General features: G+C 43.9%; 11 protein-coding genes and 1 pseudogene. 7 read left to right on the forward strand and 5 right to left on the reverse strand.

The features are described 5' to 3' along the window. Both A3756_RS03505 and A3756_RS03510 read right to left on the reverse strand, forming a co-directional pair. Positions 1–778 (reverse strand): annotated as a pseudogene (locus A3756_RS03505) (PEP-CTERM system histidine kinase PrsK); the annotation flags it as partial. Between the two features lie 425 nt (positions 779–1,203). Then, positions 1,204–2,019, reverse strand: coding sequence for a YiiX/YebB-like N1pC/P60 family cysteine hydrolase (locus A3756_RS03510; RefSeq protein WP_068508906.1), 816 nt, complete (start codon positions 2,017–2,019; stop codon positions 1,204–1,206). A gap of 178 nt (positions 2,020–2,197) precedes the next feature. On the opposite strand from A3756_RS03510, the gene A3756_RS03515 reads away from it, so the two are divergent. Beyond that, positions 2,198–2,608: a phasin family protein gene (locus tag A3756_RS03515; protein WP_068515273.1), complete on the forward strand. Its 411-nt coding sequence runs from the start codon at positions 2,198–2,200 to the stop codon at positions 2,606–2,608. Between the two features lie 28 nt (positions 2,609–2,636). Here A3756_RS03515 and A3756_RS03520 read toward each other — a convergent pair whose 3' ends face one another. Next, positions 2,637–3,254 (reverse strand): TetR/AcrR family transcriptional regulator, encoded by a 618-nt coding sequence (locus A3756_RS03520; protein WP_068508108.1) that lies wholly within the window; start codon positions 3,252–3,254, stop codon positions 2,637–2,639. A gap of 28 nt (positions 3,255–3,282) precedes the next feature. Further along, positions 3,283–4,752 (reverse strand): HD domain-containing protein, encoded by a 1,470-nt coding sequence (locus A3756_RS03525; protein WP_231875476.1) that lies wholly within the window; start codon positions 4,750–4,752, stop codon positions 3,283–3,285. A gap of 433 nt (positions 4,753–5,185) precedes the next feature. Between A3756_RS03525 and A3756_RS03530 the strand changes: the two genes are divergently transcribed. From A3756_RS03530 to sixA, 5 genes are all read left to right on the forward strand, one after another. Beyond that, on the forward strand, positions 5,186–6,373 hold the full coding sequence (locus tag A3756_RS03530; RefSeq protein WP_068515264.1) for a PP2C family protein-serine/threonine phosphatase: 1,188 nt from the start codon (positions 5,186–5,188) through the stop codon (positions 6,371–6,373). A 64-nt stretch (positions 6,374–6,437) separates the two neighbouring features. Beyond that, positions 6,438–6,947 carry an STAS domain-containing protein gene (locus tag A3756_RS03535; RefSeq protein ID WP_068515259.1) on the forward strand — a complete coding sequence of 170 codons (510 nt, stop codon included), beginning with the start codon at positions 6,438–6,440 and terminating at the stop codon, positions 6,945–6,947. A 150-nt stretch (positions 6,948–7,097) separates the two neighbouring features. Then, complete coding sequence (locus tag A3756_RS03540; protein WP_068515257.1) at positions 7,098–8,129, forward strand: NAD(P)H-dependent glycerol-3-phosphate dehydrogenase; 1,032 nt, start codon at positions 7,098–7,100, stop codon at positions 8,127–8,129. A gap of 3 nt (positions 8,130–8,132) precedes the next feature. Further along, the gene (locus A3756_RS03545; RefSeq protein ID WP_068515237.1) at positions 8,133–8,399 is read left to right on the forward strand and encodes a DUF4389 domain-containing protein; all 267 of its coding nucleotides are present in this window, start codon (positions 8,133–8,135) and stop codon (positions 8,397–8,399) included. 2 nt (positions 8,400–8,401) lie between these two features. After that, the gene (gene sixA / locus A3756_RS03550; RefSeq protein ID WP_068515010.1) at positions 8,402–8,860 is read left to right on the forward strand and encodes a phosphohistidine phosphatase SixA; all 459 of its coding nucleotides are present in this window, start codon (positions 8,402–8,404) and stop codon (positions 8,858–8,860) included. A gap of 342 nt (positions 8,861–9,202) precedes the next feature. Here sixA and A3756_RS03555 read toward each other — a convergent pair whose 3' ends face one another. Next, a complete protein-coding gene (locus A3756_RS03555) occupies positions 9,203–10,354 on the reverse strand; it encodes an aminotransferase class V-fold PLP-dependent enzyme (RefSeq protein WP_068515235.1) in 1,152 nt (383 codons plus the stop codon). A 222-nt stretch (positions 10,355–10,576) separates the two neighbouring features. On the opposite strand from A3756_RS03555, the gene A3756_RS03560 reads away from it, so the two are divergent. Next, the coding region (locus tag A3756_RS03560) for a 4'-phosphopantetheinyl transferase superfamily protein (protein WP_156490238.1) at positions 10,577–11,330 on the forward strand (754 nt) is incomplete at its 3' end.

Genomic DNA, 11,330 nt, shown 5'->3' on the forward strand with positions numbered 1-11,330 from the left:
CCCACGTGCCACCAAATACACTGATATAGTAGCCACCGGCAGAAATTAAGATAAGGTAGATTCCGGCGACCACCAGTGTTGTCGAATGGAAAGCCATTTGACGTGAGACGTGCATTCCGATGACTTGTTTTTGGTTGTTCATTAAAGTCAACGCGATAAAAGGAGCGGCCAGGGCATTAATTGCGCCGCGCGTTTCCCATAGTGGGGCGGATAACTCGCGAAACAAGAGTGCATCTGAATACATAAAGAAGTCGTAGCAGAACAGGGTGCCAATCGCGATGGTTAGGTATTTGATTCCGGAACGGCTATACATATTCGCGCTACGCCATACTTGTTCTAAAAGTAAAAGTGCGACGATAGAAAGTGATACCTGAAACAACAGAATCGAATAGCTGGACACCCATTGTGAGCCTGAGATACCTTGGGCCAAGGTAATAAAGACCATAGCAGCGAGCAGAGCGAGAATGGCCGAACTGAGATAAAAGCGGTCTCTGCCTTGTTGTTGGTTAGGAATGAAGCTAATCCCCAAGAGCGCGTAGAGAACGTCAAACCAGGCTGCATTGCGAATGAGTTCAAAGGTGTATCGTAGATAGAATGGCACATCAAAGCCTAAGCCTTGTGCGACCAATGCGCCCATCCATAAACTGCTTGCTAGCGCAGCAAGTAGTAAGGAACGATCAACGGATCTGCGTAAATACTTGCTAGCGATAAATACTGCGAGTAGCAGGAAGGCCAGGAGTCCAATACTATTTGAAATAGTTAAGAATGAAATATTCATTGAGCCGGTAGTGTGCCTGAACGTACTTATATTGGAGTGTTTTGAAAATCTGAACCTGATAGTACTTGATAGAATTGATAAATGAACAAAGATTCAGTCTGTTAGTTTTAGTGTAGCAGAGTCATGAGCAGAGTTATTGATTAAATCGCTTGGATTTGAGATTACCTAAGAGAAGTATGTTCTTAATTCAGGTCAAGCAAAAAAACCGGATTCGCTGGGATACGAATCCGGTAAATAGTGCGAGTAGTATCCATGAAAGTCTTTCATTGCTGATAATTGCACTTCGCTTATCAGACACTCAAAGTATTAGTCAGATCGCTCAAAAAACAAGCATTTTTTAATGATATTTTCTTCTAAGTTGGCGTGCTAACCTTTGATATGGTTTTTAGCCGACGAGAGATTAGCCTGTGCTGGAACTCCAGCACTTAGCGGTGTGGTTTATGTTCTGAGTGAATATTGTCCGTATCCCAGGGCAATAGGCGGTAATGAGGTTGTGATTGGGCAAAATTCATAAAAGGGTATTTGATGATGTCGAAATAGGGGGAGTAATCGAAATCACTGGGGGTGCACAGTTTGGGGTTGCGTCGATAGATTTTTACTTCATGTTGCTCGCTGCGCTTGACCAAGGGAAGAATCGGATACTGAATTGAAGCAAAAGCCTCTGCGATCATTGTTGAGCAGACTGTCTTCGTTGTGGTGCCTACATGTGAGGTGAATAGGCTCGAGCGCCATTTTCGTGGCATCACTAGCCAGGGAAACAGAAAGCGTAGTAAATCGAAGATTTGGCGAATATCGTAGTCGGTACCAAGTCGGCCGACTGCGTAATTTATTACTTTTTGAGCATCGCCATAGGTTAAATCCCTAGGTCGGCAAATGCGCATATGCTCTCTATCGTAAGTTGATAGCGGCCTGACTAGCGTACCCATACCAAGTTCACTTTCGACAATGAGCTGAACGTCGGGTTGCCCGTCAAAATATTCTTTAACCTTTTGTCTTGTGGTAGGGTCTTCAATTTCATGAAGCCGGCCAATATACAGAGCGGCATGTGACCAGCAGCTTTGAGTAATGGTTTTGATGACATCACTCACTCGGCTACGACCTTCGATGAGGATTACGTCGCCAGGTTTGATTTCGTAGCGTGTGCGCTCAAAGTCACTCATAGGAATGCTGCTGGGAGGACGCTCGTGTGTCAACCAGCCTACGATTAAATCAATTAGTGCCGATTTACTTATCAAACCCATTTCATAAACCTTTTATTATCGATACTATTGGGTATAGACAATAAAGCTGCATTCAACAAAGGCTAAATTGTAAAATCTTATTAATGCAGGGCTGGTTAAACGCTAGTTACTGAATCAATACCGGGTGTATAGCGACACGATTACCCGTATTGAGTAGTCTCGAACGAGAGGGTGAAATATGTCAAAAGATATCGACCAGAGCGATGAGATCAAACAAATAAAGGATGGTGACCAGAGCTCGCAGCTATCCGAGAAAATCAAAGAGTCTGCACGTCAGATCTGGTTGGCAGGTTTAGGGGCCTACAATAAAGCTGAAGAAGATACCGGAAAGATTTTCGACAAGCTTGTAAAGGAAGGTGAGGAAATAGAAAGCCTGACCCGTGGCGTAGTAGAAAAACAGTTCAAGGCGGTAGAGGATCGTGTTGAGGATGTTAGAGAGAAAGCCAGCGGTACCTTCGGTAAGCTTGAGAGTGTTTTCGATCAGCGAGTATCATCGGCTTTGGTGCGCTTAGGGATTCCAACTAATCATCGTGTTGCGGAACTGGAACAACGTGTGTCTGAGCTTGAGGCCAAACTGGCTGAGAAATAATCGTTTGATCAATGATTAGAAGAACGGCCTACAAGTAGGCCTTTTTCAATTCGTTGAGTAGTTGGCGCTGTTCTTTATCTAAAAACGGTGCCACCAGCGAGATAACCTGATAAACGCCTCGAGCGAGCATGTCTTCAGACAAACTCTTGTTGCTCGAGACAATGCAGTAATTGATCCAGAACGTTGCCGTTAGTACGATATTCTCACACAAGGCTTCGAGCTCATCATTATTTGCTTCGATACTGCCTTGCTCTTCTAGTCCCTTCAAAATATTGAGCGTAGCTTTCCTTTTCTTTTGAATGATTTTATTGAAGCGTAGCTTGATATTGTCATGGCGACCGAGCACATGGACGATATCTTTATAAAGAAATTGGTACTTTTCAATGTGCTCGAATATCAAGTGCAGAAAGAACCATTGATCCTCGATATCTGGCGTTGTATTGGGCGCTTCCAACAGAGCTCCCATTTCATTTTCAAACCACTCAAATAAATTCGTCAGAATGTCAGTTTTACTTTTGAAGTGGTAGTAAAGGTTCCCCGGGCTTATATCAAGCTCGTCAGAAATCAATAGCGTGGTGACATTCGGTTCACCCAGCTCATTGAAAAGCTCCAGGCTTTTATGGAGTATTCGATCTCTTGTTTTCATTAAACGTCCGGGTCCTTATCGTGTAAACTTAATACGTTTCCTTGTCGACGGGATTAAGATAAAAGTGTGTAATCCTTTCGTCGGTAAATTTATCAAAAAAACGACTGGTATCCGAGATTAATTTTAAGGTCGGTGCTTGTCTTTGATGATCTGATACTAATACTTTGATGTCTTCAAAACCATCTTTGATTTTTGTGAATCGTGCAGTAATGCTAGATGAGACTAATTGCTGCTCAGGGTGACCAAATTCCTTTGATAAGAAATTTAGGTAATGAAGCTCTTCTTCTTTGCTGAGGTTGTCTCGTGTCGCTAGATAGCGCATCTTATGTCTATCCAGAATACAGGAAGAGTAAGAGTTTTTCTTAACCGAAGCGTGCTTTCGAAAAGCTTCCCAGAAATAGCTGTCTGTTAGATACTTGAAACTATCAATATTGTCCAGACTGGCGTTAACGAAGCTCGACACTTCGGGGTTTTGCATCACTTCATCAATCGCAGCGCGGAGCAGCCAGTCGAAGCCTTGAGCTGTTTTGTGCGCGTAGACTTGTCGATACATTTGGTGACGACTATAAACAAAGTCTTCTAGAGAGCTTAGGCCTTTTTCCGCAATTGCCAGACCGAACCAGTTAGTTTGTGGACACCAACCAAAATGAATATTGCTTAGCAGGTGGTCCAGGTTAAAGCCTCCAATTGTGACCGAGGAGTGAAAACCGTCGCGAAGCATGTAATCGGCGCGGTCTGCATCCAGCTCACCCGATACCAGGCTTGATAAAACATGCTGTAATTTGCTGGCGAATTCATCAGGTAAGGAGTCCGGATTATTCGCCAGGTCGCTGGGAGCAATCAGCGGCCAAAGGGCGTGAGCGTGTCGATTAAATAAATCACTTGGGGAAATTGAGGTGGTTTCCATCAGAGACAGAATATCTAAAGGTTCCAGGCTTGGTGCTTTGTTATCGATATCTTGCAGTATTTGCCAGGCAGCACGAACTGAAAAGTGCTCATGCTCGAGTATTGTTGGCGGATCTTTATAGATAGCGCTGGTGTCAATGCCTGCCCAAAGATGTTCAAAACGTCCTCCTTGAGCAAGAAGGGATTTAATAGAGGGGGTTCGATTGAATTGGTGCGAGAAGCTGCTATGTCCAACATCATGTAGAAGGCAGGCACAACGAACAAGCCTGTGAAAGTAGCTGATAGCTTCTAGTGTGTCGGTTTTTACCACTGAACGCTGTTCTTGGGAGCAGCGTTTCAGACAGTTTTCAATCATTGCGCGGAACATGCGCCCGCCAACATGCATGACACCTACGCTATGTAAAAAGCGTGAGTGAGTCGCGCCAGGAAATACGAGAGAAAGGATATCGTTCTGACAAATAAAGCGTAGTCGCTGAAATAAAGGGTGGTCCACCATGGCCACTTCGTGGCTCAAAAGAGGTATGCCACCGTGTACTGGGTCCATGATTAGCTTCTTATGCGCCCCAAGTAAATCTTCTATCAATAAATTCAAGCAGCGTAGCCCCAATTGTTAATTAGTGTGAATACTCTAATGAATGAGAATAGTCTCAAGGTATATTTTGATAAAAAGAGTATGTTAATACTTAGCTTTTATGCAGAAGTATATTAATTCTTTAATTACTTTAGCATGCTTGTGCAGGTTTAATCAGTTTAAGTGAAATCGTTAGGAATTTGGCGTATCGCACGGTAAGTCTGTGATCTTTAGCCAGTCCCGGTGAAAAAATGAAATTATTCTCGGTTTTGGTTAGACGTGTATTCAGCTTGTCCTATACTCGAATTATTAAATTAACCTTGATGCCGCGCCAGGCATAGTATGTCGGGTGCCTTAAAGCTTAGCCGCTGTATATCAAGCGTTATAAAAAGGCTGTGATTAATTAGTGAGTATTGTATTGACCTTATTAAATAATGTTTGGCAGGTATAGATCATGGATCAGCTAGCTGAACATATTCTGGTGCTAGACCCTCATAAAGAGGACTTGTTACGCTTGGCAGATTATCTGTGTGCCAAGGGCTATCAAGTAAAAACTGCATCAACGATCGATAACGCAAACGAGTTATTGGCAAGTACTTCAGTAGATTTGGTGTTTGCTGATGTAACCAATGCCGATATTGCTCACTTATCATTGGGTCAGGCTGATAGTTACCTTATCCCTTTGGTTGTTGTATCGGAAACGCCAAACTCTGGTGATGTGGTCGCGTGTTTAAGAGCAGGTGCTTCGGACTACATTCTAAAACCTGTCAATGACTATATTAATGTTGATCATGTGATCGATAGAATCCTAGAGAAGGTTCGTTTAAGTAAGCATAATAAGCATTTACAGAAAGAGCTTGAAGAAGGCTATAAGAAACTGAGCGCGGGTCTCCAGGAATTGAGGGCTGACCAAAAAGCCGGCTTGCAAATTCAAAAGAAAATGCTGCCAAAAAATGAAAAGAAAGTGAACGATATTTTCTTTGAGCATCGAGTGATGCCATCTTTGTACTTAAGCGGCGATTTCTTAGACTATTTTAATCTTGACGATCATCGTAGCTTATTTTATTTTGCCGACGTTTCTGGTCATGGTGCATCGTCTGCATTTGTGACGGTATTGCTGAAAAACCTGACGATGCGTTTAAAGCGTAACTTTAAACGCGGCTCTAGTGATGAGATTTCGTGTCCGAATGATTTCTTGAAGCGTGTTAATCTTGAGCTGTTGGCAAGTGATTTGGGAAAGCATGTAACGATGTTTGCAGGTATTCTCGATGAGAAAAACCAGGAATTACGATATTCGGTAGGAGGGCATTTCCCTATGCCAGTATATTGTGAGCAAGGGCGGGCAGAGTATTTAGAAGGTAAAGGAATGGCCGTTGGTTTATTTCCTGAGCCAGAATTCGAAGTCTACCATCGGAAAATTACACCGGAATTTCGAATCACGGTATTTTCTGACGGTATTCTCGAGGTGATGCCCGGCGAGACTTTGAATGATAAGGAACAGCTACTACTGGACGTTGTAGCAGAAAACAGGGCGGGTGTAGCGGAGCTATTCTCTTCCTTAGGCTTGGACGACTTAAAAGAAATACCTGATGATATTGCCTTTCTTTCGGTGAGTGCAGTCAGTGACGGAAGTAAAAGGTAGCGATATGCAGAACATACGTTCCATATTGAATATGTCAATCACAAGCATTAAAGGTTGAGCGACTATGTCTAAATGTAAAATACTACAAGCAGAATGCAGCGGCGTTTATGTGTTGAAATTGGTGGGAGAGGTTCGATTGAATCTTTGCTCAACGATTGACTCTGCTATTGAAGCAATGACGTCTGACCCTGAATTTGCATCAATCGTTGTTGATTTGAGTGAGACGACTTTAATTGACAGTACCACTTTAGGTTTGCTTGCTCGCTTGGCTATTCAGGCGAAGCAAAAAAGCCACTTCTTGCCTTCCATTGTATCGACTAACCCTGACATTACTCGTGTCATAACGACAATGGGCTTCGAAAGTGTCTATCTTATTCTAACTGAACCGGCAGACTCGAGCCAACGACTGACTGAGCTGGCACCCCAAGATATTACCGAAGAAGAATTAAGAACCAATGTTCTCAATGCTCACAAGGTTTTGATGAACCTGAACGAGCACAACCGTGAACAGTTCAAAGACTTAGTGGCGACACTTGAAGGCGATGTAGAGGAACAGGCCTTTGTTGCGGGCTAAGGTGAATAAAGCTTAGTTATTAATATTATGTCAGGAAGCAAAGTATTTTGGCTTTCCTGCTTCAGGTTTCTCTTGTGACCTTCTATTATTGTCTTGCAGCAAAAAGAGCTGGCAAACAAGTCTAATCAACTAAACAAGAGATCTTAAATCATGTCACATAGCAAATCGGCTATCGCTGTTCTGGGTGGTGGAAGTTTTGGAACTGCGATTGCTAATATTGCTGCCGAAGCCGGGATTAAGACATATTTATGGATGCGCAGTGAAGAATCCGTAGAGTCCATTATTCAAACCAGGGTTAATACCAAGTATCTGCCTGATTTGTCCTTGCATGAAAACCTAATTCCAACAACGAGCTTAAGTGACGCCGTTGACAATGCCTATATCGTATTTTTTGCCGTGCCGAGTAAATCTTTTCGGGCAGTTGTAGAAAATGCAAAATCCTATCTTAAGCCTGATCAATGGGTGGTGAGCACTACAAAAGGGATCGAGCCGGGCACACTAAACCTGATGAGTGATATTTTGCGGGCAGAGCTTCCCGGTTTTCAGGTGGGCGTTATGGGCGGGCCAAACCTAGCCAAGGAAATAGCCAAACATGAGCTAACGGCCACGGTGATTGCAAGCGAGTCCTCAGACTTAAGAAAGGGTGTTCAGGATGCACTAGGCTGCTCCTATTTTAGAGTCTATGCCAGTGCTGATGTTTATGGTGTTGAGTTAGGCGGCGCGTTGAAGAATATTTACGCTATTATGGCGGGTGTCGCTGCAGCCAAGGGTTTGGGTGAGAATACGATTGCCATGCTGCTTACACGAAGCCTGGCTGAAATGGGGCGCTTTGCGCAAACGCAGGGTGCTAATCCGCTCACTTTCCTAGGTTTGTCGGGCGTGGGTGATTTGATTGCGACCTGTAGTTCCCCGCTAAGTAGGAATTACCGGGTGGGTTATGCCTTTGGTAAAGGGAAAACCTTGGAGCAGGCCGTAGAGGAGTTGGGTGAAGTTGCGGAAGGGGTGAATACTCTGGCTCAGGTTAAGCGCTATGCGGACGATAACGATATATATATGCCATTAGTACAGGGCTTATATATGATGATTTACAAACAGGTACCTTTGTCAGTTATCATCGAAAAATTGATGTCTGGTGAGCAGAATACTGATGTTGAATTTACTTTAGCAAAGCACGAGGTGTAGCGCGTGATAAAAGTTTTATATTTGATCCTTTTTTGTTTGATTTATAGTCTTACTGATATTGTTTTGGTTGTAATCGCTCTCGTTCAAACCGTGTTAAAGCTTTCAACGGGAGAGCCTAGTGAATCTTTAAAAGATGCCGGTAGGACTTTGGGCTTGTACCTAAAACAAATTAGTGAATTCCTGAGCTACGCAAGTGAAGTGAAGCCCTATCCATTTTCTGATTGGCCGCAAGCAAAAGCTAAAGACAAGCTTCTGGATGAGATTAAGTAGCGATGAAGCTCTTTATTTCCAGGCATGGTGAGGCATCATTTTATGCAGAAAGCGACTTCTCTCGCCCCTTGACAGAAAGAGGTGTGCAGCAGACAAGTGCTTTAGCAAAAGAGCATTTGAGTATATTAAGTGAGGTGAGCCAAATTTGGGTGAGCCCCTTACTAAGAGCTCAGCAGACGGCAAAGGTTTATCAAGACCAGCTGAAGTGCGATGTTCATACCAAGCCTTTTATTACACCCGACTCCTCGCCGAAACAAGTGCTTCGTCAGCTTAATCAGGCCGGAATTGATAATGTGCTGTTGGTATCGCATCAGCCATTGGTCGGAGACTTAGTGAGCCTATTGGTTGAAGGTAATACCTATCAACCTCATCCTTTTATCACGAGTGAGCTAGTAGTACTGGAGCTTGAGCTGATGGAAGCCGGCCTAGCTTATTTACACCAGGATCTTATCCCGCACTAATAATTCACAGGTCTCTTTGTTAGCCCGGTGTGCTCTTAAGCCGGGATCCATGAGGGTCAGAACGAGGTATCGACGTAGCTGGTTTCCTGGTAAAAACACCTCGGGAATGATGAGTTCGGGGAGATGTTCTACTCTGCCCTGAATTGCACCCATTTTATAGAGGAGCTCTATAGAGAATTATTATTCCTCTGTGCAGCAAAGCGCTCCGTGCCCTCTGTGGTTAAGGGGTTTAATCTTGAAATCAAAACCAAAAAACAAATCCACCACAGAGGACACAGAGCGGCAGGTGGCCTGCACGGAGAAAGCCAAAAGAAGGGTTCTTAAATGAATGACTCCAATTATTTAGACTAAGTCGCGCAGAATCTCTACAGCCCGGTTGATCACTCGCTTGGTGGTATAAAAGTGCGGGGAAAAACGAATACCTCCTCCCCGGTTTGCACAGATTACTTTACGTGACATAAGTGTTTGATATAGCTCAGTGCTGTCCTTCCCCTCAATGCGAAAGCAGATAATGCCACTTTGACGCGCTTGGTTTTTATTTTCAGGAGAAATGAAACAAAGGTCATCAATGGTTTGTAATTGTGCCTTCAGATAGTTCGTTCGTTCGCATATGGCTTGATGAATATTGTCGATGCCTATATCCAGCAGTAGCCCCAAACTGGCATTTAAAGCCTGTACCCCCAGCATGTTGGGGCTGCCACACTCAAAGCGTTTTGCGTCCTTTGCTGGCGTCCATTCGGGCGAGTCGTAGTTGCCGCGCTGTTCGATCATATGCCAACCGAATTGATTGATCTTCAGTGTTTCGATATGTATGCCTTTCACATAGAAAAGCGCTAAACCTTCGGCGGCCATCATCCACTTATGTCCATCGGCAACAATGAAATCAGCATCGATTAAGGTTTGATCGAAAGGTAATGCGCCCAGACTTTGTATGGCATCCACACAAAGGAGGCATTGTTCTGCTTTGCATAGCTGGCTAAGAGACGGGAGGTCAATTGTAATGCCGCTTGCATACTGAACAGAGCTAATAGAAACCAGCCTGGTCTTGGGGCTTATCAGCTGTTGTATCGCCTGCACAGGGTCTTGTTTGTCTATATCTGCTACGTTTACAGTGACACCAAACTGGCTCAGGGATTCCCAGACTATGCGATTAGACGGAAATTCCTGATTGCTGATAATTACTTCATCACCTGCTTGCCATTCAATGCCATAGGCAATCATTGACAGTGCCTCGGAGGTGTTTTTTGCCAGTGCGATTTCATGGGTAGATGATAGGCCGATTAACTTGGCCAAGCGCTCGCGCAGTTCTTGCTCGACCTGTAACCATTGAGGGTAGTGCTGAGCGCCGCTGTAAACATTTTCTTTGGCGAACCTGGCAACGGCTAGCTCCGTACATGCAGGCCAAGGGCTTACCGCAGCGTGATTCAGGTAGCATAATTCCTTGTCTTGAGGGAATTGTGTTTCAGCTTGGGGGAAATGGGTAAAGCTTGGCATGTTGACACCGTTTTGAGCTTGTTGGACCGGGAGAAGCTCTGATGATATACGAAATAAGATGGCATTTTAATGTTTTCGTATCTGATCAGGGCATTCTTTAAAACGCCGATGTCGATGGAGACTAAAGCAGTGCCGACAGAGCTTTCTTTTGTTAAGCTGTTCTGCCTGATTCAAAGCTTGCGTTTATAGCGAGCTTTGTGGCGAGTGTATGTGGAAGGTTTTGTGAATTTATCGGTAAAAGCTATGCAAGCTCAGCGCATAGATCTTTGGCTCTGTTCCGTTGAACGTATAAATGTGGCGTCTCATATTGATGAGTTTCTTGCTCTTTTGAGTGAGGACGAACGTGTGCGATACGAACGTTTTGTCTTTGAAAAAGATCGTCATGTATATCTCGTATCGCGCTATCTCTTACGCACCTTGCTTAGCCGATATCTCCCCGGGAATTCACCTAAAACATGGTGCTTTAATTATAATGATTACGGTAAACCTGAATTGCCGAATTACCCGCTGAGCTTTAATTTGTCGCATTCTGACAATCATATCGTACTGGCTTTTTCTCGTGATGAGGTGTTGGGGGTGGACATTGAATCGCATAAGCGTGAGGTTGATTTTCAGCCTTTGGCCAAATACTCGTTTTCAACCAAGGAATACGCCCAGATAGAGAAGCTCGACCAAGAAGCATTTCGAGATCGTTTCTTTTCTCTCTGGACTTTGAAAGAAGCTTATATGAAAGCAGATGGGCGAGGCATGTCTATTCCGCTTAAAAGCTTTTCCTTTCTATTTGATGATTCTAATCGTTATTTGGCGCGTTTTGAGCCGGAGCAAAAAAGCGATTCTGACCCTTGGCTTTTTTGGCAGTTCGAAACAGATTTAGACTGCTTTATCTCTCTTGCTACTCAGTCTAATGGACTTGCTAGGGGGGAATATCGTATCGAAACTAAAGAAATTACCGGTCTCGATAAGGTTCGTGAGCTCA

Source organism: Oleiphilus sp. HI0086, assembly GCF_001635225.1.

Bases quoted from the DNA above. Each gene is read 5' to 3' on its own strand.
- A3756_RS03510 (WP_068508906.1), bottom strand. From the start codon at position 2,019: ATGGGTTTGATAAGTAAATCGGCACTAATTGATTTAATCGTAGGCTGG.
- A3756_RS03515 (WP_068515273.1), top strand. From the start codon at position 2,198: ATGTCAAAAGATATCGACCAGAGCGATGAGATCAAACAAATAAAGGAT.
- A3756_RS03520 (WP_068508108.1), bottom strand. From the start codon at position 3,254: ATGAAAACAAGAGATCGAATACTCCATAAAAGCCTGGAGCTTTTCAAT.
- A3756_RS03530 (WP_068515264.1), top strand. From the start codon at position 5,186: ATGGATCAGCTAGCTGAACATATTCTGGTGCTAGACCCTCATAAAGAG.
- A3756_RS03535 (WP_068515259.1), top strand. From the start codon at position 6,438: ATGTCTAAATGTAAAATACTACAAGCAGAATGCAGCGGCGTTTATGTG.
- A3756_RS03540 (WP_068515257.1), top strand. From the start codon at position 7,098: ATGTCACATAGCAAATCGGCTATCGCTGTTCTGGGTGGTGGAAGTTTT.
- sixA (WP_068515010.1), top strand. From the start codon at position 8,402: ATGAAGCTCTTTATTTCCAGGCATGGTGAGGCATCATTTTATGCAGAA.
- A3756_RS03555 (WP_068515235.1), bottom strand. From the start codon at position 10,354: ATGCCAAGCTTTACCCATTTCCCCCAAGCTGAAACACAATTCCCTCAA.